This window comes from Streptococcus halichoeri, assembly GCF_009870755.1.
Taxonomy (GTDB): domain Bacteria; phylum Bacillota; class Bacilli; order Lactobacillales; family Streptococcaceae; genus Streptococcus; species Streptococcus halichoeri.
The window spans coordinates 60,353-86,097 of record NZ_WLZU01000005.1; the positions used below are offsets into that span (position 1 = coordinate 60,353).

Annotated in this window: 23 protein-coding genes, 1 tRNA gene and 1 pseudogene; 6 read left to right on the forward strand and 19 right to left on the reverse strand. The window is 41.4% G+C overall.

Annotation, left to right across the window (positions count from 1 at the left end; genetic code table 11):
- Entirely contained in the window at positions 1 to 462 is a 462-nt protein-coding gene (locus tag GWD08_RS02445; RefSeq protein ID WP_159564069.1) for a YueI family protein, read from the forward strand.
- A 337-nt stretch (positions 463 to 799) separates the two neighbouring features.
- On the opposite strand, the gene ezrA is transcribed toward GWD08_RS02445, so the two are convergent.
- From ezrA to GWD08_RS02465, 4 genes are all read right to left on the reverse strand, one after another.
- Entirely contained in the window at positions 800 to 2,524 is a 1,725-nt protein-coding gene (ezrA, locus tag GWD08_RS02450; RefSeq protein ID WP_159564070.1) for a septation ring formation regulator EzrA, read from the reverse strand.
- A gap of 153 nt (positions 2,525 to 2,677) precedes the next feature.
- Entirely contained in the window at positions 2,678 to 4,630 is a 1,953-nt protein-coding gene (gene gyrB, locus GWD08_RS02455) for a DNA topoisomerase (ATP-hydrolyzing) subunit B (protein WP_159544248.1), read from the reverse strand.
- Entirely contained in the window at positions 4,631 to 5,191 is a 561-nt protein-coding gene (locus GWD08_RS02460; protein ID WP_159564071.1) for an HAD-IA family hydrolase, read from the reverse strand. It lies immediately after the preceding gene.
- Positions 5,192 to 5,299: 108 nt separating this feature from the next.
- The gene (locus tag GWD08_RS02465) at positions 5,300 to 6,514 is read right to left on the reverse strand and encodes an FtsW/RodA/SpoVE family cell cycle protein (protein ID WP_159564072.1); all 1,215 of its coding nucleotides are present in this window, start codon (positions 6,512 to 6,514) and stop codon (positions 5,300 to 5,302) included.
- A 282-nt stretch (positions 6,515 to 6,796) separates the two neighbouring features.
- Between GWD08_RS02465 and rhuM the strand changes: the two genes are divergently transcribed.
- Positions 6,797 to 7,204 carry a RhuM family protein gene (gene rhuM, locus GWD08_RS02470; protein WP_159564073.1) on the forward strand — a complete coding sequence of 136 codons (408 nt, stop codon included), beginning with the start codon at positions 6,797 to 6,799 and terminating at the stop codon, positions 7,202 to 7,204.
- Positions 7,205 to 7,621: 417 nt separating this feature from the next.
- Here rhuM and GWD08_RS02475 read toward each other — a convergent pair.
- The 6 genes from GWD08_RS02475 to add all read right to left on the reverse strand — a co-directional run bounded on the left by GWD08_RS02475 (position 7,622) and on the right by add (position 11,870).
- Positions 7,622 to 7,693: transfer RNA gene (locus tag GWD08_RS02475), tRNA-Arg, on the reverse strand.
- Between the two features lie 386 nt (positions 7,694 to 8,079).
- Positions 8,080 to 8,427, reverse strand: coding sequence for a 50S ribosomal protein L19 (gene rplS, locus GWD08_RS02480; RefSeq protein WP_159544256.1), 348 nt, complete (start codon positions 8,425 to 8,427; stop codon positions 8,080 to 8,082).
- A 297-nt stretch (positions 8,428 to 8,724) separates the two neighbouring features.
- Positions 8,725 to 9,960 carry a chloride channel protein gene (locus tag GWD08_RS02485; RefSeq protein WP_159564074.1) on the reverse strand — a complete coding sequence of 412 codons (1,236 nt, stop codon included), beginning with the start codon at positions 9,958 to 9,960 and terminating at the stop codon, positions 8,725 to 8,727.
- Positions 9,953 to 10,240: a chorismate mutase gene (locus GWD08_RS02490; RefSeq protein ID WP_159564075.1), complete on the reverse strand. Its 288-nt coding sequence runs from the start codon at positions 10,238 to 10,240 to the stop codon at positions 9,953 to 9,955. Before GWD08_RS02490 ends, GWD08_RS02485 begins: the two co-directional genes overlap by 8 nt.
- 95 nt (positions 10,241 to 10,335) lie before the next feature.
- Entirely contained in the window at positions 10,336 to 10,785 is a 450-nt protein-coding gene (locus GWD08_RS02495) for a flavodoxin (RefSeq protein WP_159564076.1), read from the reverse strand.
- A gap of 59 nt (positions 10,786 to 10,844) precedes the next feature.
- Positions 10,845 to 11,870: an adenosine deaminase gene (add, locus tag GWD08_RS02500; RefSeq protein WP_159564077.1), complete on the reverse strand. Its 1,026-nt coding sequence runs from the start codon at positions 11,868 to 11,870 to the stop codon at positions 10,845 to 10,847.
- A gap of 160 nt (positions 11,871 to 12,030) precedes the next feature.
- On the opposite strand from add, the gene yghU reads away from it, so the two are divergent.
- The 3 genes from yghU (at position 12,031) to GWD08_RS02515 (ending at position 14,232) form a co-directional block, all read left to right on the forward strand.
- Positions 12,031 to 12,798: a glutathione-dependent disulfide-bond oxidoreductase gene (gene yghU / locus GWD08_RS02505; protein ID WP_159544266.1), complete on the forward strand. Its 768-nt coding sequence runs from the start codon at positions 12,031 to 12,033 to the stop codon at positions 12,796 to 12,798.
- A gap of 134 nt (positions 12,799 to 12,932) precedes the next feature.
- Positions 12,933 to 13,868 carry a DHH family phosphoesterase gene (locus GWD08_RS02510; protein WP_159564078.1) on the forward strand — a complete coding sequence of 312 codons (936 nt, stop codon included), beginning with the start codon at positions 12,933 to 12,935 and terminating at the stop codon, positions 13,866 to 13,868.
- A 103-nt stretch (positions 13,869 to 13,971) separates the two neighbouring features.
- Positions 13,972 to 14,232 carry a type B 50S ribosomal protein L31 gene (locus GWD08_RS02515; RefSeq protein ID WP_159544270.1) on the forward strand — a complete coding sequence of 87 codons (261 nt, stop codon included), beginning with the start codon at positions 13,972 to 13,974 and terminating at the stop codon, positions 14,230 to 14,232.
- Positions 14,233 to 14,365: 133 nt separating this feature from the next.
- Here GWD08_RS02515 and GWD08_RS02520 read toward each other — a convergent pair whose 3' ends face one another.
- The 5 genes and pseudogenes from GWD08_RS02520 to GWD08_RS02540 all read right to left on the reverse strand — a co-directional run bounded on the left by GWD08_RS02520 (position 14,366) and on the right by GWD08_RS02540 (position 18,770).
- Positions 14,366 to 14,773, reverse strand: coding sequence for a PTS sugar transporter subunit IIA (locus tag GWD08_RS02520; RefSeq protein WP_159564079.1), 408 nt, complete (start codon positions 14,771 to 14,773; stop codon positions 14,366 to 14,368).
- Between the two features lie 2 nt (positions 14,774 to 14,775).
- Positions 14,776 to 15,585, reverse strand: coding sequence for a PTS system mannose/fructose/sorbose family transporter subunit IID (locus GWD08_RS02525; RefSeq protein ID WP_159544274.1), 810 nt, complete (start codon positions 15,583 to 15,585; stop codon positions 14,776 to 14,778).
- Positions 15,572 to 16,466, reverse strand: a pseudogene (locus GWD08_RS02530) (PTS mannose/fructose/sorbose/N-acetylgalactosamine transporter subunit IIC). Before GWD08_RS02530 ends, GWD08_RS02525 begins: the two are co-directional and overlap by 14 nt.
- Positions 16,467 to 16,502: 36 nt before the next feature.
- Positions 16,503 to 16,988, reverse strand: coding sequence for a PTS sugar transporter subunit IIB (locus tag GWD08_RS02535; RefSeq protein ID WP_159564092.1), 486 nt, complete (start codon positions 16,986 to 16,988; stop codon positions 16,503 to 16,505).
- Between the two features lie 12 nt (positions 16,989 to 17,000).
- Positions 17,001 to 18,770 (reverse strand): glycoside hydrolase family 35 protein, encoded by a 1,770-nt coding sequence (locus GWD08_RS02540; RefSeq protein WP_159564080.1) that lies wholly within the window; start codon positions 18,768 to 18,770, stop codon positions 17,001 to 17,003.
- A 148-nt stretch (positions 18,771 to 18,918) separates the two neighbouring features.
- On the opposite strand from GWD08_RS02540, the gene GWD08_RS02545 reads away from it, so the two are divergent.
- Positions 18,919 to 19,638, forward strand: coding sequence for a GntR family transcriptional regulator (locus GWD08_RS02545; protein ID WP_159564081.1), 720 nt, complete (start codon positions 18,919 to 18,921; stop codon positions 19,636 to 19,638).
- A 393-nt stretch (positions 19,639 to 20,031) separates the two neighbouring features.
- On the opposite strand, the gene GWD08_RS02550 is transcribed toward GWD08_RS02545, so the two are convergent.
- From GWD08_RS02550 to GWD08_RS02565, 4 genes are all read right to left on the reverse strand, one after another.
- Positions 20,032 to 21,213, reverse strand: a complete 1,182-nt coding sequence (locus GWD08_RS02550; protein ID WP_159564082.1) for an SIS domain-containing protein — start codon at positions 21,211 to 21,213, stop codon at positions 20,032 to 20,034.
- Between the two features lie 21 nt (positions 21,214 to 21,234).
- Complete coding sequence (locus GWD08_RS02555; RefSeq protein WP_159544286.1) at positions 21,235 to 21,960, reverse strand: GntR family transcriptional regulator; 726 nt, start codon at positions 21,958 to 21,960, stop codon at positions 21,235 to 21,237.
- A gap of 480 nt (positions 21,961 to 22,440) precedes the next feature.
- Complete coding sequence (locus GWD08_RS02560; protein ID WP_159564083.1) at positions 22,441 to 23,988, reverse strand: zinc ABC transporter substrate-binding protein AdcA; 1,548 nt, start codon at positions 23,986 to 23,988, stop codon at positions 22,441 to 22,443.
- Positions 23,989 to 24,345: 357 nt separating this feature from the next.
- Positions 24,346 to 25,743: a C69 family dipeptidase gene (locus tag GWD08_RS02565; RefSeq protein ID WP_159544290.1), complete on the reverse strand. Its 1,398-nt coding sequence runs from the start codon at positions 25,741 to 25,743 to the stop codon at positions 24,346 to 24,348.
- Between the last annotated feature and the right edge of the window lie 2 nt (positions 25,744 to 25,745).

Consider the following 25,745-nt stretch of genomic DNA (forward strand, 5'->3'; position numbering starts at 1 on the left):
ATGGAAACATTAGAAGAGAAGGTTAGGCAGAGCGCCTTAAGTGAAAGACGATTGAACCCTGATCAACAGCGTTACTATTTAGGTACCTTTGCTGAACGGGTTGTACTTACGATAGCTGTAGAAGAGATGGCACAGGATGCTGTTAAAAAAACATTTGAAGACCTCCTTCCCCAGTATGTTGACACTTACGCCCCCTTATTCTTAAAGCTTGCTCCTAGGTTAAAAACTGACGAACAACTATTTTTCATGACATTAGCCGACAAAAACGGCATCCCTTCCACCATCATTGATGATACTAGTGCAAAGTCACCTTTTGCACTCGTTTTACATACTGATCACGCTGTTAATCTCAGCCAGACTTCCATTAGCTCTTATTTAGCTAATAAGACCTCATCTTCAAAAGCAGCAAGTAAAACTCCTAAAAAAACCTCCTTCTGGCGCCAGCTTTTTAGCCGTAAATAAAGCAAGTCTGCTAGCTCTACTTCTGCCTCACCATGTCGTGTGCTTGCAAACTTTAAAGAAATTAAGAGGGAAATCAGGTACTCAATAGGCTAAAGCACAAAGCCCCCTACGCCCTATACACATGTGCTGATTTCAATCGAGTCGGGGGGGTAATCTCTAGCCCCTCTCACACTACCGTGCGTGCCGTGTGGCACACGGCGGTTCAACTAACTTTTAACGCATGTCGTTTGAGATACTAATCTAAAGCAGAAAACCAGTCCTCGCTAAACGAGGACTGGTTTTAATAGTATGACATGCCAGCGTACTATTAAAAAGATTTGGGATGACCCAAATCTTTTTAATAACGAATATATTCACGTGTTTTGTCATAAGATGAGACAAAGCGGTCGGTCACACCTGGCTCCACCGTCTCCAACGCATATGAAATTTCATCAAAGGATGCCTGATAGTCATAACGATTTTCAAACAAATCAAAGGCAATTTCAAAGCTATTTTGAACACCTGGTTCAAAACTACGATAACGATTAGAGTATTGAAGCAGCTGTTCGGTTAAGGTTGCGTATTTAACAACTTCATAAGTCATTTCCTCAAGATTAGCAATGGAGGCTGTACAAACGTCTGTTAGACGCGTGATTGCCTCAATATTAATCTTGCCTTTACTTAATTCATCCATCAAAGCTTCTAGTTGCGTACTTGTGGTAAAGAACGTGTTCAAGTAATTTTCTGGAATGCCTGGTAGGTTACGCTTTTCCATAAACCGCTTAATCATATGCAATTGATTAACATATAAATCAATCGTTTTGCGTGCACGTTCTTCCACTGCTTCAATGTCTTTGATTGATTCAAAGACTTCAATTTGACCAGCTTCAACATTTGCAAGGGTTTGTAAAGCCCTATCAATGATGACTTGTAATTGAGAATAAGGCTTTTCTTGCTCTTTAATAGTCTGAGCAATAGCGACCACGTTATTTTCAATATGAGCCAACTCTTTATCAAAAGCCTTTACGTTGACACTTTGGTTCTCATTCATAATGTACTTATGAGACAAGCGGCTGATTTCTTCCTTGAGCTGCTGATTGTTAGTTTTAGCATGGATTAAATACTGAGGAAGAATCTTACTATTTTTTGTGGTCACCTTATAAGCAGCAATTTCACGCTCAAAAAGATCATAAAGATTATCCATCTTTTCTTGAATCACGAGATTTTCTTCACGTGCTCGGTCAAGGTCCAAACTCACCAACTCTTCAGAGTTTGAACTGATTGCTTCACGGATTTCTTGGAAGCGTGTTTCAATGTTATCTTCATGGAAATGATAGTTTTCTTCTAATAAGCGGCGATAGCCAGATTCTAGGTCGTCCAATTGATCAGGGAAATCATCCTCAAGTTTTGTAACAATGGATGGAATCTGCTCAGCAATTTGCCCAAGAGCAATCGTGTGCTCTTCTGCACGTTCAAGAACTTCTGATGCTTCAATGGGGTCACCCGATGAATTGAGAGCGACAAACTGTGAGAATTCTTTTTCAATATTTCCCATCTGTTTTGCAATCTCATCCTTGGTAGAGCCAAAATTATCCTCATTTTCAGCATTTGATTGTTGCAATTGCTCATACAAATCAAGGGCATGCGTAACACGCGCACTATTTTTTTCTTCTTGTTCCTTAAGGATACTAAGAGCATCACGGATGGAGTTGACATCTTCTTCGACAAGATTTAATTGACTTTCAATATTTGAAATTTCATGCTTCGCCCGGATGAAATTAAATGTATCATTTAAGTTTTCTGCTTCAACAATGGCGTACTCAATTTCACGGAAAGTTGATGTCGATAGGTCAGTCCATTTTTGATGCCATTCTCTAAAGGATGTTTGGCTTTGCCCAATCAGGTGGAGTTCTTGGACTGCGTCAACTTCTTCTTGGACAGGAAGGCTAAGAAGTGCTTCTTTTCGTTCTTCTAATTGTTTAATTAATGAATCATTTCGTTTACGAATAATGACACCAATGAGATAGGCAATAATCACTAGAATGACTACTGCCACAATAAGCAAAATAATTCCGCTTGACATCTACTTCTCCTTATATATTTTAACGTTTTCGTCGTATGAAATGATTTTAAGATTCACCTGACAGTTAACGCCATTGTTTTTACTTTCTAATTAAACCACATTATAACGTTACGATTATAACACACTTTGAAATGCTTTTCAAAAGATTTTTAGCTAGATGTCAAGGGTACTATAGACAGCATTTTCTTCTATAAATTCCCGTCTTGGTTCAACCCGATCACCCATTAACATATCAAAGACTTTGTCCGCATCGGCGGCATCATCTACAGTGACACGGGCCATTAAGCGATGTTCTGGATCCATAGTTGTCTCCCATAATTGGTGATCATCCATCTCCCCCAATCCCTTATAGCGTTGCACAGAGGGTTTGGAACGTCCAGTACTATACTTTTCAAGAGCGGCTTTTAATTCTTCTTCTTGTCGAATACCTGGCTGAATGTAGGCTTTAATATCACTACCAACTTTTACGCCATAAATGGGCGGTTGAGCTATGTAGACATAGCCAGCTTCCAAGACAGGTCTCATAAAACGATAAATAAGGGTTAAGAGCAAGGTTCTGATATGGGCACCATCAACATCTGCATCGGTCATGATGACTAATTTCTGATACCGCGCTTTTGATACATCAAAGTCTGCCCCAAAGCCAGTTCCCATTGCTGTAAATAGGCTTCTAATCTCTTCATTGGCCAAAATTTTGTCCATGGTAGCCTTTTCGACATTTAAAATTTTACCACGGATAGGCAAGATTGCCTGAAATTCTCTATTACGTCCCGACTTGGCCGAGCCACCAGCAGAATCTCCCTCAACAATAAAGAGTTCATTTTGTGCAGCATCATTGGAGGAGCAATCTGCTAGTTTCCCTGGTAAATTGGAAATTTCAAGGCCTGATTTCTTGCGGGTGACTTCACGTGCGCGCTTAGCAGCAATTCGAGCTTTGGAAGCCAAGATCCCTTTTTCAACAATTTTTCGTGCCACTTGTGGATTTTCCAAAAGAAACCGCTGAAACGCTTCACTAAAGAGACGATTGGTGATTTTCACGACCTCAGAATTTCCTAATTTCGTCTTGGTTTGCCCCTCAAACTGTGGATTAGGATGCTTAACTGAGATAATAGCGGTGAGTCCTTCACGGACATCTTCGCCCGATAAATTATCATCGTTTTCCTTTAAGAGCTTGTTCTTTTTAGCATAGTCATTGATCACGCGCGTAAGCGCCGTTCGAAAGCCCTGTTCGTGCGTTCCACCTTCGTGAGTATGAATATTATTAGCAAAGCTCATCACGTGTTCATGATAGCCCGTAGTGTATTGCATGGCTACTTCCACTGCAATACCTTCTAGTTCACCTTCGGTAAAAATTGGGGTATCAAAAATCGTTTCTTTGTTGTCATTCAAGAATTCGACATAACTGGAGATACCACCTTCGTAGTGATAATGTTGCACTTGCTCGAGTCCTGGACGCTTATCTGTGATAGAAATCTGCAAACCACGGTTTAAAAAAGCGAGTTCTTGAATCCGCTCAGCTAGTTTAGCAAAGTCAAAAACTGTTGTCTCAGTAAAGATCTCTGGGTCTGGGGAAAAGTGAACAGTTGTTCCTGTCACAGAGGTCTCGCCAATAACGGCTAAATCAGCGACTACCTTACCACGACGAAATTCCTGAAAATGAATCTTGCCATTTTTATAGACTTTAACGTCCAATTGAGTGGATAAGGCGTTAACAACTGAAGAACCAACCCCATGTAAGCCCCCTGAAACCTTATAACCACCGCCGCCAAACTTACCTCCGGCATGAAGTACGGTAAACACTGTCTCAACTGCTGGCCGCCCGGTCTTTGCTTGAATATCAACAGGAATACCACGCCCATCATCAACAACCGTAATGGAGTTATCTGCTTCAATAAAGACATCAATGGTAGTTGCAAAACCAGCCAAGGCTTCATCGATTGAATTATCAACTATTTCCCAAACTAGGTGATGCAGCCCTTCTTTTGAGGTTGAACCAATATACATCCCCGGACGCATTCGCACCGCTTCAAGCCCTTCTAGGACCTGGATCTGACTGGCATCGTATTCCTGCGAACCATTTTCTACTTGCTTATTTTCATCATTCATTTACGTTACTATCTCCAATAGGGATTTTTTTCCATCAACTAACAGGGTATCAAAACCTGCTGCCTTACCAGCCTCAATATCAAGGCTCCGGTCTCCAATGACTAAACCATGGCTTATCTGATAGGTCTGTTTCAAATAAAGCATACTTTCAGGATTTGGTTTACGAGCAAAACCGTTATCTGAGGTAATCACTGCTGTAAAATAAGATGATAAACCAGCTTTCTCCAATAGGAAGAGGACCTGGTTATCACGATGGGACACTAAAAAATTACGCCCACCCTGTGCCACGATTTTGACTAGGACATCTTTTGCACCCTTATGCCAAATCGGGTCAGCTAAACGCTTTGCCTCATTAATCTTATAGCGGACTAAAAAATCAGTTTGGTGTGGCGCAAACTGAGCAATGGCGTTAGCAGTTGATTCTTTTAATTTTTGGTAAACCTCATCATGCTCTGATGTTAGCTGATACTCTTCTAAGGTTTGAATAAAGGCATTGGTTGAACTCTCATAATTATCAAGGAGCGTTCCACCCAAATCCCAGATATAATCCTTATAGTTCATACCTTAAATTATAACACATTTTGCTCATTTTATACAGTGAGGACTACAAATAAAAATCGACGTAAGGGAGGCCGCGTAAAGCTGTGACTTCCCTTGCGTCAATTAAGCTTATTGATATTTAAAACTACGTCGCAATTCTTTTTCGCTTTGCGCTTCTTTTGCTAAGGTGTGCTGATAATGCATTGATAAAATCAAGCCTACGCCGATTAAATTGGAAATTAAGGCTGAGCCTCCCTGCGAGATAAAGGGCAAGGGAATCCCTGTCAAGGGAAGAATACCTGTCGCTGCGCCGATATTTTCAAAGATATGAAATAAAATCATCATAATAAAGCCTGTGGCTATATAGGTATAAAAGAGATTATTAAGCTCAAAAGTTACCCTAACCATGCGGTAGATTAGTAAAAGATAGAGGGTTAAAAGGAAGGTCGAGCCAATAAAGCCAAAATTTTCTGCGATAACTGTGAAAATCATATCACTTTCACGGACAGGCACTAGTAAATCAATCACATTAAAACCTTTGCCACGAAAACCCCCACTCCCAATCGAAATCATACTTTGCGTCTGTTGATAAGCAATGGTCTCTGAAAAATCAAAAGGGGTTAACCAAGCTGAAATCCGGTTTATCTTATAAGTATCCATACCCAGATGATAAAGCAATTCCTTGCCTTGGGGCAACAAGAAAACTAGGAAAAAACCAGCCAGCAAAAGCACCAATACCAAAAGTATCGGAAGAATGATCCGCCAGGAAATGCCAGCAATCAGCACCATGCCAGACAAAATAGCAAAGAAGACCAGAGCTGTCCCAAAGTCCTTTTGCAAGGCCAATAAAACCATTACCGGCAGAGTTACCAAGGCGTAGAGACCAAGGAGCTGCCAATCTGCTTTTAAGTCACTTCGCTCCTTGCCTTGTCTAAACCAAACTGTTAGGCGGGCCATCACTAATATATAGGAAATCTTCATAAATTCCGAAGGCTGAAAAAGCGTCACCGAACCAAGGGAAATCCAGTTTTTAGCACCCGTTGCAGCCACTAACTGCGGACTGTAGAAAAGCAAAGGCAAAACCATTAACATCAGGCCTAAGCCATACAGATAAGGGGTTAACTTCCACAAAAAACTCCGCTTAAAGAACATCAAAATAAAGGCTAGCACAGAGCCAAATAAAATCCATAGCCCCTGCTGGATGAGCATTCGTGCCATATGTTGGGGGTAATCATGATAGGTTGCAGCATAAATAGAGACAAAACCGATTAAGACTAAGAAAAAGACGGGTAAAATAATGGCGTAATCAATCCGCTGATCAACAGCTTTCACTTTGTGGGTCATGATATTTCCTTCTTTAATGATAAGCATTATTATACCATTTTTTTATTGTACCCCTTAATCAAAACCTTATTTTTAGTGAACTTTTATTAAAATCGCTGCGCCCCTCCTACTATAACTGTTCAAAGCAAGTGCTGTAGTCAATAAGCCAGCAGGATTCCATAGCTGTGCTATTGACCTAGATCCAAAAAAACTTTGAGATGCTAAGCTTTGCAAATAGAAGCACCAAGGCAGTGTGACCAAGCAAAGGGAGCACCCGCTAGACAGCAAGGTTAACTAGTAAAAATGGCCACAGAATTTCTTATTTATCAGACAGAAGATGGACTTACTAAAATTGACGTCCAAATGGAAAACGAAACCGTCTGGCTGACATTAGATCAACTAGCTGAGTTATTTCAAAGAGATAAATCTACTATTTCAAAAGACCGTATCACCTCTGACGATATTGTCATCGCAAAAAACTATCTATCCGAGAAAGAGCTAAAAACACTAAATCGCATTGTCAGCACATTCTTTGATGTGGCAGAGTTGCGAGCCGAAAGTCCCCATCCTATGTATATGAAGGACTGGGTTAAAGAATTAGATGATTTTGCAATTAGATATGGTCAAGGTATACTGCCTAGCACTGGTAAAGTCAGCCACAAACAAGCTAGTCAAAAAACAAATGCAGAGTTCAAAACTATAAAAAATTAAATAACCAAAGTTGAAGAAGCTTTCTTGGAAACAATCAAACAAGTTGAAAAATTGGACAACTAAAAAACCACGTTCAAATTTGGTCAAGGCGAGCATGAGACGAATCGGTACAATAAATGAGGCATAAAATGGCCCTCTTTATTGTGCCATTTTAACCTAAAATGGGGTGAAAAACTATGTGGATATTTAGTCTCAGATGCTCACCTGGCTAGAGTTTTACCAGATGATAGGCTAGTCAACAAGATAACTAAACGAGCCCATAGATCCTACAAACGTCCCTGTGACTTTACAGCCACACTACCGTCAACCTGAGAAATTATACCTAAGCAAACTGCCGCTTTATCCCCTTTTAAATTCAGCATACAACAAAAAGAGTCTGAACACTTTTTTGTCTCAGAGTCTTTTATCGTTATGTAATGATCCCTGCCGGAATCGAACCAGCAACTACTCCTTAGGAGGGAGGTGTTATATCCATTGAACTAAGGGATCAAGATTAGCTTCCTCTATTTTAACCTAGAAAAATCGAGAATGCAAGGATACTTAAAGCATTTTTATAGTTAAAGCAAAATTGGGTGCTACTTGTCTAACTAAAAGAGAGGTTTAGCAACATAGGAAAACGCGTTCGCCCGGCTAATGTTCCTTCTTATGGCAATGGCAGGAAATGGCCTCTGACAAGACTACTGTACTGAGTGCGGCTATTTCAAAGCAAGTCAGTTTGGGTAGGCTTTTGCTGAGGCTTATGGCGACAGATAGTCTCCAAGAAATCATGAGTTACTCAGATGATGGCACTAAAAAACTGCCTTATGACCAAGTCACAATAGCAGTTTTTGTAGTGTTTTTTTCTGTCGCTGTCTAAATCCCAGTGGATTCTTTGATTAACGACGGATTTCTTTGATACGCGCCGCTTTACCTTGCAATGCACGCAAGTAGTAAAGTTTAGCACGGCGAACTTTACCATAACGAACAACTTCAATTTTTGCAACACGTGGTGTGTGGATTGGGAAAGTCCGTTCAACACCAATACCGCCAGAAATTTTACGAACTGTGTACATTTCTGAAATGCCTTGGCCTTTACGAGAAATAACGACACCTTCAAAAATCTGGATACGTTCGCGAGAACCTTCGACAACCTTAGCGTGAACACGTACAGTGTCTCCAGGACGGAATGAAGGGATGTCAGTGCGCAATTGACCTTCTGTCAAACTTTGGATTAATGGATTCATTTTTTCTTCTCCTATCTTACTAATCATTAAGTACTTGTCTCAGCGGATTAGCGATTTCTTATGTGTCCATCACACATAAGCTAAATTATACCATGTCTGATAGGGTTTGTAAAGCTAGGCTAGACATTTTAAATTTTTAACCGCAAACTGCTTGTTTAGGTTGCTGTAAGTCTAATCAAAGCTGGGCTGGCCTTTTTCTGTCGCCAAATGAGACCAGAACTTATGGTTTGCTTGGGTGCGGATTTTTTAGCGAAGCTGGGTAAAAGCTCTGTATACAGGGTCAAAGCCGGCTGCTAGCTAGTTTTCTTCTTTGAGGGGCACTGCTATTTCTTGTAGGCCGTAAATAGTCTGACGCCGATCAACAACATAGGCAACGACACAGACAAGAAAGAAGGCTGGTAACTGATGAGGGCCAAACACTTCATAGCCAATTATGATGGGTGTTACTACTGTGTTTGTCGCACTGCCAAAAACCGCCGTGTAACCTAGAGCTGCCACAAGTACGACTGGTAAGCCCAAATGAGGTGCTAGTAAGACGCCAAGACTAGCCCCAATCGCAAAAAGCGGGGTCACCTCTCCACCTTGAAAGCCAGCAGCGATGGTGATCACCGTAAATATTAGCTTTAATACCCAATCATAGCTATATATGGGACCACCACTTAAAGCAGCATCGATCAAGTTTGTCCCCAAACCGCTATAGCGGCCCAGATGGCATAGCATCAATAATAGAGACAACAGACAACCCACACTGGCAATGCGTAAGTACGGATTAGATAGCTTTTTGGCAAGAAAGCTTTTCGCCTGCGCTAGCAAATAGGCAAAGAGATTGCCAACTATTCCAAAGCAAAGGCCCAGAATGACTAATTTCCCAAGCATTAGGGGTGTTATGGTTAGGGTGGCTGGTAAGGGCCAGACAAATTTTTCTAAGCCTAGGCCATGACTGGTCAGAGCTGCTGTAAAAGCAGCAATACTAGTTGGAAATAAGCTTTGCAAGCAGAGCTGATCTAAGACCAAAACTTCCAAGGCAAAGAAGGTAGCAGCCATTGGTGTTTGAAAAAGACCAGCAAAGCCGGCTGCCATCCCCATCATTAAAAAGCTTCGACCGGACTTGATGCCAGGGAAATAACGATGCAGATAATGTGAAAGTGTCGCGCCGATTTGCACTGCAACTCCCTCACGACCAGCACTACCACCAAACAAGTGAGTAAGCCAGGTGGTCACCATTACCAACGGGACCAACCGTAAAGGGAGCCCTGGTTCTTTACCTTGACCAACTTCAAAAACCAGACTCAGACCTTTTTTTGATTTGCCTCCAAATCGTTGATAAATAAATATGATGATAAGGCCAGCTAAGGCTAAAAAAGGAAGAAGGGCGAAGATGTGATTGGTGCGATAGGCAGAGATAGCAAGTAACACGCGTCCAAAAAGTGCGGAAAAACTCCCTACCAACAGGCCAATACCTATAGCTGCTACACTAAGTACCCCTATTTGTGCGAGGGTCTGATCATGCAAGTGTTGCAGTGATTTAAGCATGATTGGTTTCCTCACTTATCTTATCTTGGAAGTGACGCGAAGCAGCCATAATGGCCTGAAAGCTTTCCAAAATCGCAGGCTGGTAAGCCTTATTGTGAACTTCATCTGCTATTTTTTCCAGAGTACGTGCTTCACGTGCTTGATCTAAAATAGGGAGCCTTTGCTTGCGCTTATAATCTAAAACTTGCTGAACTAAGTACATGCGCTGTTCTAAAAGCGAAACAAGTTCTATATTCAATTGATCAATCTCTTTTCTAACGGTTTGTAGTTGGTCGCTCATGCCTTCTTCTCCTTTGGCAGCAAAAATGAGGCAAGGGATGACAAGCTATTTGCGCCTGATTCCTTGACCTCACTATGATCTGGTAATGTAAATGCTTATAAGTTTTGCACCGCTGCTGATAATTGTGTTGCAAACTGCTCTAGATTTTCAATGTCTTCATCTTCAGCTGCTAAATCAACCTTGACAGAATCAGCACCTTTTTTGGCACCCGTTAAAGCAAATTGCTCTTCAAACTCATCAACAGATTTACAGAAATAATCATAGAAAGTGTCGCCAGAGCCGACCACGCCATAAACCTTACCTGACAAATCTAAATCCTGCAAATCCTCGTAAAAATCAACAATTTCATCTGGTAAATCACCATCGCCATAGGTATAAGTAGCAACGATGGCAATATCAGCATCTTCAAAATCTGAGGCATCTACGGTTGTGCACTCATCAAGTTCAACATCATGGCCTAATTCTTCGAGTTTATTTGCGACAATGTCAGCAATTTCTTCAGTATTTCCTGTCATGCTGGCATAAACGATTTTTGCAAATGCCATATTTTCCTCCAAACTTCACTAAACTTTCTTTATTTTACCATAAACTGACAAGAAAAGCATTACTGATTCAGATAGGGCTGATAAGCAGCGCTTAGACGCTGCAGAATTTTTGCTTTTTCAGCTTTTGAAGCAAAGGAGGCCTTGAGAGCATCTTGATTGTGTTGGTAAAAATCAGCAAGGCTTGTATCAAAGTAGGCCGCATATAGCTGATATTCTTTCGTTAAGTTGGTATCTGAAACCGTCCGATTATCTGTATTAATACTAATGGGTAGGCCTGCCGCTTTTAGCAACTGATAGGGAAAGGCATCAATGCTTGGAGCGGCCTTTGTTTGCAGATTGCTACTCAGGCATAACTCTGCTGTAATCTCTTGCTTGCGCATGTCCTCTAATAAGTCCGGTCGCTTACTCAAAGCCGTCGCGTGTCCTAAGCGTTTAACCCCCAAAGCAATGGCATCCCCAATATAGTTAGGACAGCCACATTCGCCAGCATGCAGCGTAAAAGGCAAGCCAAGGCTTTTGGTTTCTTCAATGATTGCTGCCAAATAGCTGGGCGGAAAATCCAGTTCATTGCCTGCAAAATCAAAACCTACAAGGCCTTTTTGGGCAAACGCAATCGCTTGCTCAAAAATACTTTTAGACCTGGCCAAGGGCGACTGCCGCATGCCACAGACAATGATTTTAACAAGGATGCCATATTCCTCTTGGGCTTTTTGGGTTCCTTCAAAAACAGCCTCCATAATCTCAGAGACAGTTAAGCCTTGATCCATTGATAGCTCCGGTGCAAAGCGCATTTCCAGATACAAGACATGCTCTTTTGCTGCTTGCCTAGCCACATCATAGGCAGCTAAAGCCAAGGCTTCTTGTGTTTGTAAAAGCGGCCGGATGACATCAAAAGCCTTCAAATAATCCATTAAGGACTCAGCTGTTGCTGGCGCTGTAACAAGGGCCTTTAGCGCCGCATCCTCACTAGGAAGCTTCACCTGGGCTAGCTTTGCTAATTGACGAATGCACCCAAGGGATAAGGAACCATCTAAATGACAATGGAGTTCTACCTTAGGGAGTTGTCTATATAATTGGGCATCCAATCCTTCATCACCTCACATTTGTATTTTTACTATCATACCAAACTTAGCTTTAAAATCAAGCGTTTTTTCAAGCTTATTTGATTTCTAAACAAGATTTTGTACAGACCGCTGAAAACTTTGGTAAGATAAAGTTACAAAAACAAAAAAGCGAGGAGACACTATGGCACAATATACTTTACCTAAAGTCTGGAAAAATACCCAGCCACAAGGCCTTAACAGTGATACTGCAGGTAGTCGCTTTGAGCAAACTCTCCCCAAAGGAGATAAGCCTTACCAACTTTATACCTTAAGCACTCCAAACGGCATTAAGCCGATCATTCTTTTGGAAGAATTGCTAGCGCTTGGGATTACAGACGCCCAGTACAACATGTATAAAATTAACATTATGAAAGGCGAGCAATTTGGTAGTGATTTTGTAGCTCTTAATCCCAATTCCAAAATTCCTGCTCTTTTGGATCAAGCACAAGGTGGGCTGCGCATTTTTGAATCAGCGCATATCTTATGGCACATTGCCAAAAAACATCAGGCCTTTTTAGGGGAAACCCCACAGGAGCAAAGTGAAGTCCTCAACTGGCTCTTTTGGCAAACCGGAGCAGCACCCTTTTTAGGTGGTGGCTTTGGCCATTTCTTCAAATATGCTCCGGAAAAACTAGAATATCCGATTAATCGCTACACCATGGAAACAAAACGTCAATTAGATTTGCTTGATCAACTCTTAGCAAAACGTACCTACATCGCTGGTGAACATTACACTATTGCTGATATTGCCATTTGGTCTTGGTATGGTCGCCTTTTAGATGATAAAGTTTATCCAGGCGCAGCCCAATTCCTAGATGGTCAAAGCTATCATCATCTCCACCGCTGGAATGAACTTATCAAGCAACGCCCAGCTGTCCAAAAAGCACTTGAAAAATCCTACGATGATTAAAACCTCACAAAAGCCTCAAGCTTACTGTAGCCCTGTCTACATTCCTTGGGGCTTTTATGATATAATGAGACAAATAGTTAACTTTGCCACTTGCTTGATTTCTGGGCTTTTGGCAACAATAGAAAGTGAAAATCATGTCCTTTTACCAAACCATCCTTGATACCATAAAACAATATAATACTATCATTATTCACCGCCATCAAAATCCTGATCCTGACGCTCTTGGTAGCCAAATAGGGCTAAAGCAACTCATCCAAGATAACTTTCCTGACAAAACCGTTTTAGCAACGGGCTACGATGAACCAAGCCTCACTTGGATTGGAACCATGGATCAGGTCAAAGACGAACAATACCATGGTGCACTGGTAATTGTAACGGATACTGCGAACCGTCCCAGGATAGACGATCAACGCTATGCTACTGGTGATACCCTAATCAAAATCGACCATCATCCAGACGATGACGTCTATGGTGACATTTCCCTTGTTGACACCAAGGCCTCAAGTGCTAGTGAGATTGTTGCTGATTTTGCCTTAACTATGCACCTTAGCTTATCTGCCCGTTCTGCTCAATACCTCTATACAGGAATTGTTGGCGATACCGGACGCTTCTTGTACCCATCAACGACTAGTAAAACTCTGGCAATTGCTAGTACCCTGCGCACCTTTGATTTTGATTTTTCTGCTATTGCTAGGCAGATGGAATCTTTCCCTTATAAAATTGCTAAATTACAAGGCTATGTCTTTGAACACTTGGACATGGATGCTTCTGGGGTGGCTCGTATCGTTTTAACACAGGATATTCTCAAAGCCTATGATGTAACGGATGCTGAAAGCTCAGCTATTGTTTCTACACCTGGAAAAATCGATAATGTGCAAACCTGGGCTATTTTCGTTGAGCAAGCCGATGGCCATTATCGCGTGCGCATGCGCAGTAAAATAAAACCGATTAATGCCATCGCCAAAAAGCATCATGGCGGCGGTCACCCGCTGGCTAGCGGAGCTAATTCCTATAGTTTAGCTGAAAATGAGCAAATCTTTCAAGAGTTAATTGCGCTGGTGCAAGCATAAACTGAAAGAAAATGCTTGTCAAAGGCTGCAAGTTTTGATAAGATAGAATGGTTAATAACTATGGCGCCAAGAAGGGCTATGGCAGAAAGGAAATTTTTTTAAGATGAGAAAAGACATCCATCCAGAATATCGTCCAGTTGTTTTCTTAGATACAACTACAGGTTACCAATTCCTTAGTGGTTCAACAAAACCTTCTAAGGAAACCGTTGAATTTGAAGGGGAAACTTACCCACTTATCCGTGTGGAAATTTCATCAGATTCACACCCATTCTATACAGGACGTCAAAAGTTCACTCAAGCAGATGGACGCGTGGACCGTTTCAACAAAAAATACGGTTTCAAAGACGCAAATGCTGCAAAATAAACCAAAGATTACTATTAAACCACTGCTCTACTTTAGGAGCAGTGGTTTTTTCTTCTTCTAAAAAGAGAGACTGCAAGCATGTTATTTTTTCCCGTTGGGATAACTACAGCATCTCCTAGCATTATCTTGGCTTTTAAGCCTCGTCATCATCAAGAGCAGCCAAAAGGTCATTAACCTTTTGGATATTTTCACGGGCAAAAGCTTGAATATCGTCTTTTTGTCCGAGCAATTCAGCATTTAGATAGCTAATGACCATAGGCATGTTCATCCCAGCATAAAGTTCAAAGTGGCGCCCTGTCAAAAGAACTTGTGAAACCACATTGCAAGGTGTACCTCCTAGTAAATCAGCAAAGACCAGGAAGTCACCATCTGCTAGTGGTGCAATCTGCTTAAGGAAGCGTTCTTTAAATGACGCTGCGCCTTCTTCTGGTTCCAAACCCAGCGTTACGATATTGTTTTGAGGGCCCATAATCATTTCGGTACTTTGTTTCAAAGCATGGCAAAAGTTACCATGACTTACCAGTATAAGGGTCTTACTCATATTTAAACACCTAACACTTTCAAATAGGACATCAAAAGGGCAAAAATGATAATCATAAAGATTGCCTTGGTCGGTGTCATGCCTTTTCGTCCAAGTAACCAGAAAATCAAGCCTGTGAACAGGGCTGGTACCAAACGGGGAAAAATTTGATCGAATAAATCTTGAACATTGATAACTTTTTGGCCAATCTTAGGAGCTGCAGTAAACTTGAAGTTAATCATTGTAGCAATCAAGGCTCCTACCATGAAAACACCCATAACAGACGCTGCATCAACCAAGGATGTTAATTTATCACGCATGGTGGTCACAAGCTTTGTTCCTTCTTTATAGGCAATTTCGAGCTGCTTCCAACGGAAAATATTGATAAGTGTGGTCATAGCAATCCAAAGGAAAATACCAATTGGGTTACCATTCATTGCTAGTGAGGCGGCAATTGAGCCCATAATTGCTGGTACCAAGGAAGCAAAGACAGAATCACCAATTGGGGCAAAAGGACCCATCAAACCCGTTTTAACCCCATTTACTGCATCCTTGGCCAAGATTCCTTCATTTTCTTCCAGTGCCAGATCAATGCCGGTGATGATGGTATGAAAGAAGTTTGAGGTGTTAAAGAACTGCGTATGAGTCTGCATCATTTCCTTAAGTTCTGGCGTACCATCACCGTAGATTTTGCGTAATTGGGGCAAAATGATAAAGAGATAGCTAGAACCTTGCATCCGCTCATAGTTCCATCCCAACTGGAAAGTAAATAAACTACGTTTATTAATCTGTTTAAAATCTTCTTTCGTTAAGTGATAGTTAGAGTTCGTCATCTTCAATTTCCCCACTTTCTGAAAGCGTTGCTGTTTGAACGGGTTGTTCTGCTTGGAGCTTAGCTAAATGTTGACCATTTTTATAATGAATAGTAGCAAGGGCTACCAATAATCGCAATTCCAATCATTGGTAGCCCTTTTAATGGTGTTGCATCAAAGTGTTTGGCCACAGTCGCTAATGCGCCACCTACTGTCATTAAATTAGTATAAATCGTTGTTAAAATGGCGGTGATGGCAAAGCCCAAAGCAAGATAATGCCAGTTACGCTTGACTGGTAAATAGTGTAATAAAATAGCAAATCCTAGACCAGGTAACATTTTACCTGCCAAGGTCAAACCATCTGCAAACCATTGGACGTTTTGAATGCCTTTAACCAGCATTTCCACAAAACCACCGCCTAAGGCTAGAGCAAGAAAGACCGGCAAGGCCCGTGACAAGGCCCAAGGCAGAGCACCTAATAGGTAATTGCGTTCAATCCCTTTGTAATTAAACTGAGCCACATGGCTATCAATCCGATGGGCAAAATAGGTGGTTGAAAAGCGCCCTAGGATGTCCGTATAGACCATTAGAGCTGCCACAGGTACAGCAATCGTTGAAATCGCAAGCTCTGGCTTAATGCCTTGAGCAACAGAGAAGGCTGTGGCCAAAACAGCACCTGAGGTAGCATCAATCCGTGAGGCTCCACCAAAAGTCCCCACACCTAAAACCATCAATTGTAAACTACCACCAATCCAAAGACCCGTCTGTAAATCACCCATAATCAGGCCTGCGATAAAGCCTGCAAAAACAGGTGAGCCCGCAGAGGTATTCACCGTTAACTCATCACAAATTTGATAAGCTGAGTAAAGGGTAAGTAAAACTATCTGCCACCATTGAATCATGATCACGTTCCTCCCAAAAATCTAATAATGATTACTTTATCGAACTTTATCTAGTAGTGGACCAAATGCTGCTGGGCTATCACCTGGTACCATTTGTGCAATGAGTTTTGTGCCGTGAGCGGCAATCGCATCGAAATCCTGGATGTCTTGTTCCACCACATTGATCGAACGGCTCACAGCGCGTGTTTCAGCAGTTTGCGACATATTGCCAACGTTAACTTCTGCAAGGCTAACGCCTTTTTCTAATAACCCCCGAAAGCGATCGGGCCGTTTAGCAACAATCATCAAGCGTTGGGAATCATACTTGCCGGCTAAAATATTAGCTGCTGCTTTTTCCACGGTCAAAACAGACAGTTTGACACCTGTTGGCGTGGCCAACTTCAAGGCAGTCTTTTCTAAATCACTGCTAACGATGTCATCATCTACCACCATAATGCGACTAATGTTTAATGTGGTCGTCCACAAATTAGCGACTTGGCCGTGAATTAAACGACCATCAATACGAGCTGCTACTATTGTCATCATATTCTCCTTTTAAGAATGGTATAGAGGGGCTTTAACAAACGAAATGGAATCCTGGTAACGACCTTCTGTTTCAAAAATGATAATGGTATTGCGACCTTTTCTTAGCAGGCCTTTAGGAATGTACAGAGAAAGCGTAGGGCCAATGTCCCAAAAACGACCAATATTAACCTGATTAACAAAGACAAGCCCTTTACCAAAACCTGATAAATCAAGATAGGTAGCCTTAGGGTCTGAGCATTGATAGTCAAAACGATAAAAGCTGGGTTGGTCTGCTTGCCAATCCTGGGTGAAATCCAGCTGGTCTAAGCGGTCAAATGCGAGTGGATAGATCTGCCAATCACCAAGATAATGCAGATCAGCCATAACGCCTCGACCCAGCCCCTTACTTTGGCTTGGTGCGGCCAATTTATGCCCATAATTGACTCGCCCCATATTTTCCATCAGAATATCTAGTTGGTGCACCTCCTGAGTAAGAGCGAGCTCGATTGGATCACCAATTTCGTCTTGGTATTGAGTCGCTTGCCAGTGTTGATCCATAAAAATATGGGCCCGATCACGGCTAGCAATTAAGCGAATAGTTTCTTGATCTGCTTTATCTGCAGGCAAGGCTGTCCGATAGAGGATATAGCCATAAGCATGCCCTAAGGCTTCCATATTCTCTGGATAAAAGCGGTGCTGGACATGACTGATAGTCTCCAAATTGGCAAAAAGACTAGTCTTAGCCTTTACAGGAAGTGCCTCAATTTGCATGGTCTCAACTAGCAAAGGTTCTAAGTACTGACGTTCAGGGTAGCGTTTTTTGAGTTTGTCCTGTAAACAGTAAAACTTTGCCGTTGGCTGACCACTTTCATCTAAGATGGCATCGTAATCATAAGAAGTCACTTGCGGCAAATCTGTATCCTTGCGCGCTGAGCACCCGTTCATAAAGCCAAAGTTTGTCCCTCCATGGAACATATAAAGATTAATACTGCCATACTCTAGGACTTCCATAATGGCTTGCGCTGTTTCTTTTGGATCCCTTTTGATTACTGGCTCACCCCAGCGGTTAAACCAGCCATCCCAAAATTCCATGCACATGAGTGGCCACTGCTTATGGTACTTAGCAAAAAAATCCCTCATTTGCTGGAATTGTTGCTTGGCTTTTGAACCAAAATTACCCGTTACAAAAACATCATCCTCAATCAAGCTACCCGCCCGTAAGGTTGCTTGCCAGGGGCCATCTGAGGTAAAGAGTGGTGTCGTCACACCACCTGCTTCTAGGAGTTTACGAATAGCTCTTAAATAAGCTTTTTCTTCGCCATAAGACCCATATTCATTTTCAATTTGCATCATCAAGATATTCCCCCCTTGATCAAGCTGATGCGGGATGAGCCGGGGCAAAAGCTGCCGGTAATAATTAGCCACAGCTGCTAAAAATTGGGGATCACTTGAGCGTAGCCGGCATTTTTTAGGAATTAACCAAGCTGGCAGGCCACCAAATTCCCATTCAGCACAAATATAGGGCGATGGCCTAACGATTGCATATAAGCCTAACTCTTGCGCTAGATTTAAGAATGCTTCAAGATCTAGCGCTTGGCTAAAGTCAAATTGGCCTTCTTTGGGCTCATGCAGGTTCCAAGGGACATATGTTTCAACCGTATTAAAACCCAGCGCCTTTAAATTATAGAGTGAACGGTACCAATCATCAGGATGAATCCGAAAATAGTGGATAGCTCCAGATAGGATTTTAAAGGGTTGGCCATTTAGGTAAAAATTTTCTTTGATTTCAAATCTCTCCATAAGCAATTCCTGTCTTTTTGCAAACGCTTACCAAATCCAACAACAATATAATAACATTATACACTGGTTATATCAAGTTGTTTTGAAAAATTAGACCAATTTTTTTGGTATAATAGGTGGGATCTCCTAGGAAGGAAGTAACTTTTAAATGGCCCCAATCCATAAGCCAAAATATCAACACATCAAGAAAGAGCTTTACAACGATATTCTCTCTAATCACTACAAAATTGGCCAACAATTCTATACGGAAGCAGAGCTGATTGACAAATACCAAGTCAGTTCAATCACCGTTATTCGTGCCCTCAAAGAGTTAGAAAACGAAGGTTATCTCATTCGCAAGCAAGGATTAGGAACCTTTATTGCTAGAACCAGTCAAGACAAATTGGTCCAGTTTTCTTATCAAAATAATCCTGCTGATGTCCAAGAAGCCATTCAGGTGTTATCGCTAAATAAAGGTAACCATCCTTTTTACCTAGACCAACTCGGTTTGCACAAAACCGAATATTATTACACCTTGACCAGGACCAGACGCTTAGATAATCAGCCTTACATTTATCAAGAATCCTACATTCCCCACGACTATATTTTAGAAGCAAATAGTGCAAAAGAAGATGCCTATCACTCACTCTATCATCGTTTTTTCGAAGACTTTCAGATTCAAATGGCTGAGCAGCCATTTTGCCAAAGGACTGATGTGATCCAACCTAAGCCTGCTGCTCGTCACTTTCTTGCTTTAAAATGTGATCAGCACTGTATCCGCCAACTCAAAACAACCAAACACAGAGAGACCGGCCGGGTACTAGAGTACGCCGAAGTTTATAAGGTGCTTGATTTTTTTACTTATCAGATAAAATCAACTGATTTTTAAGTCAAAAAATGCCTTAGTAAACCTTTATTAATAGGCTTACTAAGGCATTGCTTATTTTAATCAAGCAGTTCCTGACTAGTTCTTACTGCTCAATCCTGATAAAAGACCTACTTATTGTAGTAGCTGCCTTTTACAGAGGCGCAGCTATGACGTGCTACTTCAGCTTTTGGTGGCATGTCGTTTGTCATTCCCTCTGGTCTCGTGTTTAGGGTTGATGCACCAGCGCAGAACGACTACGTTTACTTAGAGCACCAAAGCTCCATTACTAGAGCACTCTCATCTATTAAAGCATGGCGCATTGGCCAAGAGCTAAGAGTAAGAGCATTCTAGCTACTAGGGTAGCCGTTTTACTCAGCTGAGCTCTTTTATCGGCAATTAATGACCTAAACTCCCTTAGTTTGTCGGATAGGGATGTAGGGTAACACCTTTTACAACGCGGTTAACTGTACCAGAAGCAGATGGCGTATCTGGTGTATTACCGATTTTTACGGCAATCAAAAGAGCAAGCGTTTGAGCAGCGAGAATCATTGGCAATGCCAAGTAAACATCTGGTAGCTTGACTTCTGATAAGAGTTTAAAAGTCTCTCCGGAAAACTGGTGACCCCCATCTTGTGCAAAAGCGATGACTTTACTGGTAATCCCATCTGTTTTTACTTCCTCTAAAAGATCAAGGTCATATTGCCGTGTATAAGGATCATTGTTCACAAAATCAATGACTAAACAATTGGGATTAATAAACGATTTGGGGCCATGCCGAAAACCCATCGTGGAGTCATAGACAGTGGCTACCTTTCCTGCGGTTAATTCCAGTACTTTTAACTGAGCTTCGCGGGTTAATCCAGCCAGGCTACCCGATCCCAGGTAAACCATTCGATTAAAATCCAGGTCCACATAAGTTTGGAGTTGATCTTCACGTGCGATAATGTCTTGCGCCATTTTAACAGCAGCAGTCACATAGGTTTTCTTTTGTGAGTCAGGCAATGACTGATCAAAGATCAAGAGCGCAGAAAGCAACATAGAGGTAAAACTACCTGTCATGGCAAAGCCAGCATCATTGGAGCGCTCAGGCATCAGCATGAGATATTGCCTTTTAGGTGAGGCTATGGCCTGCTTAGCTAGTTGGCCTTCTTTAGCACACGTGATCTGGAGATGATAAGCATTTGGGATGAGTTGATTGACCAGGTTGACTGCACCAACACTCTCTGGGCTATTGCCACTACGCGCAAAGGAAACCAAAAGAACCGTCTCTTCTGGATAGAGGAATTGAGCAGGCGCTGAAACAAGATCGGTAGAGGCAATACTTTGAAAAATAAAATGCTTACGATCTCCATGCTGCTGCAGATAAGCCCAAATCGTATTGCCTACGTATTCAGAAGTTCCAGCTCCAGTGAAAATCACCTTGATCTTTTCACTGTCAGCGCTTTCAATAACCTGGTTTAAAAAGGAGGTCAACTCCTCCTTATGGGTAAGATAAGCCTCAAAGCATTCTTGCCATAATTCTGGTTGTTGCTTGATTTCTCGAGTGGTTATTTCTGCACCCAATTTTTCGAGTGCTGGTTTAGCTAAGGTAAACATCGTTCATTCTCCTTTTTATTCCTAACGAGAGGTGGGGTAATGGGTAATACGATACCTAAAGTGATCGGCACGAGCAATACTAAAGGTATACTCAATTAAAATGTTTTTATCATTATAGGTTTTACGAATCATATGTAAAACAGGATCGCCCTTTTGAATGTGCAATAGCTCTGCTTCATAGTCTAAGGCAATACTAGCATAAAATTCTTCTTCAGCCAATTTGATGGTCTGACCATAACTTTCAGCAAAAACATCATACAAAGGTTGTTTTTCCAGCTGAGACTTGCTAAGCTGAGGAAATTCTGCCATTGGGATAAACGACCGTTCAAACATCAAAGGAACATTATCAGCTAATCTTAGACGTTCTAATTCATAGACCGGTGTGCCAACCTCCATATCAAATAATTTTGCTAAAGAACTAGTAATCTGGGTTTCTTCAAAAGCTAGCATTTGGGTTTTGGGTTGCTTTCCCAAACTCTTCATATGCTCGGTAAAACTATAAGCTGCAGCCAAATCTGCTGCCGGTTCACGGATTGCAGAGACAAAAGTTCCTTTGCCCTGCTTTTTATAAATCAGCCCACGCGTTTCTAACTCTTTCAAAGCTTGCCGAACCGTTATGCGGCTAACTTGATAAACATCAATTAATTCCCTCTCAGATAATAACTTTTCGTTGGCCGACATTGATTGACGGATCTTTAGCTCAAGTTGGTCTACTAGCTGCAAATAAAGGGGTGGTTCTTTAGCCATGTGTTCTCCTTCTAGTGGTTATAACCACATATGAGTATATTATATTAATCTATCCTTGTCAATGATTTAACAAAGCTCTTTTGAGAGGATAAATGCTACTCTAACGAGGATTTTGCCTATCTCTATAGCGATAATGATCAGTAAGTGCCCAGTAAAATCATTTGCCGGCATATTCCTAATTAAATGACCTTTTCGCGTCCAAGCAAAGTTATTTCCCCTAAAAAGGCTGAAAAAAGGAGCCGCAATGAATCCTTTCTTGAGCCTGATAATATCTCTTTAAAGCAAAACGTCGACAAACTTCTATAACATGTCATCATTTGGCTTAGCCTAGGTGAAATGATAAATTGTTAAACTCTTCGAAACCTTAATCTGTCAGTATTTCTGAGAGTTTTTAATTAGCATCACAGAAAAAAAGATTGAAGAAAGTTGTCCAAAATGAACTTTTTCTTCAATCTGACTATTTTTTTGACTGCCACAAGATTAATGGGCATTAATGGCTTGTGCGACTTCCCGGCCAGACATCTCAGCTGGGTAATAAGTTGGCCAATGTTCTAATTCATCAAGTAACTTAGCTTGGCTATCGCCACCCCAGTAAAGGTGGAAATGCTCTGCTTTTTCTGGAGCTATAGCGTGGTCACTAAATTGAATATAAGTAAATTCGCCAGCATCTTTTTCTTTTGCTTTAAAGAGGTAGCGGACACCTCGATTACCTTTAGGGTAAGTCAAAGTCTTTTTACCATCATACTCATAAGTAAAGGTCTGCTTTTTACCGTTACGTTCAAAGGTCACCGTTTTCTTTTTACCGTTAATCGTAATGGCATCAACATCTGTCTTATAGCCAGTCATATAGTAGTCTTTATACTCTTTAGCTGTCATTTGACCCTTAGACTTTTTGGCCTTATAATCCATAACTTGGTCAAGCGTACCATCTTGTAAGTAAGGGTAAACCGATTGCCATTTACCTGACCAATCTGACAATTTACGGTCCTTGATTTGACTGTCTTTAAAGTAACCATTATAAACTGTCTTTTCTGTTCCTTTTTCTGGCTTGATTTCTTTGCCATCATAGTTAGTGGTCAATTGCAAAGCTTTTAAGTTGTCACGCATGACAGAGAAATAATCCTTGCCTTTTTGCATTTCTTTTTTAGTTAAGCTTTCCAATGGACTAAGAACTTCGGCTTTAACACCTGCTTCATTTGCTAAGGTTTTGGCTACCTTATTTGAGGCATTTTCTTCAAAATAAATGTATTTAATATCATATTTTTTAACATATTTTGAAAGTTCAGCAATGCGTTTGGCTGAAGGTTCTGTGTCAGGACTAACCCCATTGATAGCAACCTGATTTAGGCCATAATCTAGCGCCATATAATTAAAGGCTGCGTGTTGTGTTACAAAACTCTTTTGTTTAGCGTCCCCAAGCTCCTTAGCATACTCAGCATCAAGGGCTTTTAACTTCTCAATGTATTTTTGCGCATTGGCTTTAAATTCAGGGGCGCGGTCCGGATATTTCTTAGAAAGGGAGTCACGGATGTTTTCAACGACAGTGATGCTACGGTATGGTGATAACCATACGTGTGGGTCAAAAGCATGATGGTGGCCTTCATGCTCATGCTCTTTGTGCTCGTGTTTCTCATCACCTTCGTGGTCATGACCTTCTTCAGTACCAGAAGCTAAGATCATGTTGCCTGTACCTTCAATGTATTTAACCTTTTTAGATTTAGCAGATTTTTTAATATCGGACATCCAGGTTTCCATGTTGTCATCCATGTAAACAACAGCATCAGCATCTTGCATTTTCTTGACATCTTTGGTAGATGGTTCAAATTCGTGTGGCTCTGTTCCGGCCTTCATTAACATGCTAACGTCGCCTTGATCACCAACAATTCCCTTGGTAAATTCATAAACAGGATAGAATGTCGCAATCACTTTGACCTTTTTGCCATCTGCTGCTACTTCATGTACTTGGCTTAGTTGCCATGCCGAAGTCATGGCCAGCATGCTTGTCATTAAAAGAACCTTCTTCTTCATCTTATCTCCTTTACTTATTAACTGGTATTTGACTAGTTACTTTACTAGTTAACTATATCAAAGTTTCGTTAAATTGTCACGTTTTTTTCGTTAATTTAAAAAAAGATAACGTTTTCATACTCTTTTTACAACTGGTAATTCCAACGATTAAGCAAAGCTAGTAGCTTCAAACAAAGGGTAAAGCATGCGGCTGTTCGCCCATCAAACCCTCTGGGGCAAAAAACAGCAGTCCACTATTTAGCGAACTGCTTCCTTTGGTATTTGCCATGTGCTCAAGACACCTCGTAAAAAGCCTTTTGCATTGCCTACTGCTGTTAGTCAAGGCATCTGAGCCCTTACACTGTGGTCCTACTTTTATCAATCACTGAGGCTAAAACGATTGGTCATTAAGTTGCTAGCATCAAATACCACTTTATTTAAGAGCAACTGGGTCTCTTGTTGAATGGCATCGCTCATGTCTTGATTCTTCTGGGTAAGATTGACCGACTCACCCGCAGCAAGAGCTTCTTCGACATCATGAATCATAGCATGACCAAGAGCCATGGTTCGCTCAATATAATCTTCAATGCTAGCTTCATGCTGATAGAAATGAGCATCAGCCATCACTGCAATCAGCCGGTTCATCCAGTAGAAATTATTGGTTGATACGTCTTCATTAGTATTAGTAAAATAGTCCGGCATGTCTTTGACCTGAGTAAAGAATGGGACAAAGGTAGCAAAAGGCATTGCCCCAAAGGCCATCCATTGAATGGCACTGATTTCCTTTGGTTGATCAGAACGAATCTGTAGCAGCGCTGTTTGGCTAGTACGATTAATCCCGATTGGCCGGAAACTTCGCTGAGTCTGAGCATTGCCCTCTGGACCATAAGGATCATAGACGGTGTCTTGGTAATGGCTACTTAAGACATATTTGACATCTTCAATGGTTACCTTGCGATAAGGTTTACGGCACCAAGGAATTGCAAAGCTACGAGGATCCTGTTCGATTTCTGGGTTCAAATACTTTTGCATGAACCAAGCTCGTGGCGTGTTGTAATGGCGGTCCTTATCTTTTTGGCTACCAAAAGCATAGCGAGGATTAAAATGCTCATTTGAGTAGGTCAAATCCAAATGGTATTTGCTTACAAACTCTCTAATATCAGCACTAGCTAAGTAATCCTCTGGGTTATTAAACTCAAAATAGTCAATGCCTAATTGATTAGGATTGGTAACATAGGCATCATCTGGAACGCGGCGGGCAATCCAATGATGGCCACCAACGGTCTCTAACCACCAAATCTCATTTTCATCAGAAAAGGCAATTCCATTTGATTCATATGTACCATATTGTTCTAAAATCTCACCCAGGCGCAAAACACCTTCGCGTGCAGAATGAATATAGGGTAAGACCAGGGTCAACATATCTTCTTCCCCAATGCCAGAAGCTACTAAGGGATCTGCTCCTAAGACACGAGCATTGGTTGTAATGGTCTCAGTTGCACTCATAGCAACATTTACTTCATTAACACCGGCTGCACCCCAAATACCGTCTTTTCCTAGCGCATCAGGCACTGAGGTATAGGCTAAAGGATTGTCAGGCAGCGTCATTTCAAAAGAAGATAAAACCGAGCGATAGACGCGGGGTTGTTGCTTTGGACTGACAAAAGCCATTTTTTTCGGGGTAAAAACACCATTTTGTGAGTCCTCCGTACGGGCTACTAAGGTCGAGCCATCATAGGAACATTTTTTTCCGACAAGAATTGTAGTACAAGACATAA

Coding starts and splice junctions, on each gene's coding strand:
- GWD08_RS02520 (WP_159564079.1), bottom strand. CDS start 14,773: ATGAGTAAGACCCTTATACTGGTAAGTCATGGTAACTTTTGCCATGCT.
- GWD08_RS02565 (WP_159544290.1), bottom strand. CDS start 25,743: ATGTCTTGTACTACAATTCTTGTCGGAAAAAAATGTTCCTATGATGGC.
- GWD08_RS02555 (WP_159544286.1), bottom strand. CDS start 21,960: ATGGCTAAAGAACCACCCCTTTATTTGCAGCTAGTAGACCAACTTGAG.
- rplS (WP_159544256.1), bottom strand. CDS start 8,427: ATGAATCCATTAATCCAAAGTTTGACAGAAGGTCAATTGCGCACTGAC.
- GWD08_RS02550 (WP_159564082.1), bottom strand. CDS start 21,213: ATGTTTACCTTAGCTAAACCAGCACTCGAAAAATTGGGTGCAGAAATA.
- GWD08_RS02465 (WP_159564072.1), bottom strand. CDS start 6,514: ATGACCCACAAAGTGAAAGCTGTTGATCAGCGGATTGATTACGCCATT.
- GWD08_RS02540 (WP_159564080.1), bottom strand. CDS start 18,770: ATGGAGAGATTTGAAATCAAAGAAAATTTTTACCTAAATGGCCAACCC.
- rhuM (WP_159564073.1), top strand. CDS start 6,797: ATGGCCACAGAATTTCTTATTTATCAGACAGAAGATGGACTTACTAAA.
- GWD08_RS02515 (WP_159544270.1), top strand. CDS start 13,972: ATGAGAAAAGACATCCATCCAGAATATCGTCCAGTTGTTTTCTTAGAT.
- GWD08_RS02510 (WP_159564078.1), top strand. CDS start 12,933: ATGTCCTTTTACCAAACCATCCTTGATACCATAAAACAATATAATACT.
- GWD08_RS02460 (WP_159564071.1), bottom strand. CDS start 5,191: ATGAACTATAAGGATTATATCTGGGATTTGGGTGGAACGCTCCTTGAT.
- GWD08_RS02525 (WP_159544274.1), bottom strand. CDS start 15,585: ATGACGAACTCTAACTATCACTTAACGAAAGAAGATTTTAAACAGATT.
- GWD08_RS02545 (WP_159564081.1), top strand. CDS start 18,919: ATGGCCCCAATCCATAAGCCAAAATATCAACACATCAAGAAAGAGCTT.
- GWD08_RS02535 (WP_159564092.1), bottom strand. CDS start 16,988: ATGACAATAGTAGCAGCTCGTATTGATGGTCGTTTAATTCACGGCCAA.
- GWD08_RS02560 (WP_159564083.1), bottom strand. CDS start 23,988: ATGAAGAAGAAGGTTCTTTTAATGACAAGCATGCTGGCCATGACTTCG.
- GWD08_RS02490 (WP_159564075.1), bottom strand. CDS start 10,240: ATGAGCGACCAACTACAAACCGTTAGAAAAGAGATTGATCAATTGAAT.
- yghU (WP_159544266.1), top strand. CDS start 12,031: ATGGCACAATATACTTTACCTAAAGTCTGGAAAAATACCCAGCCACAA.
- GWD08_RS02445 (WP_159564069.1), top strand. CDS start 1: ATGGAAACATTAGAAGAGAAGGTTAGGCAGAGCGCCTTAAGTGAAAGA.
- GWD08_RS02485 (WP_159564074.1), bottom strand. CDS start 9,960: ATGCTTAAATCACTGCAACACTTGCATGATCAGACCCTCGCACAAATA.
- gyrB (WP_159544248.1), bottom strand. CDS start 4,630: ATGAATGATGAAAATAAGCAAGTAGAAAATGGTTCGCAGGAATACGAT.
- GWD08_RS02495 (WP_159564076.1), bottom strand. CDS start 10,785: ATGGCATTTGCAAAAATCGTTTATGCCAGCATGACAGGAAATACTGAA.
- ezrA (WP_159564070.1), bottom strand. CDS start 2,524: ATGTCAAGCGGAATTATTTTGCTTATTGTGGCAGTAGTCATTCTAGTG.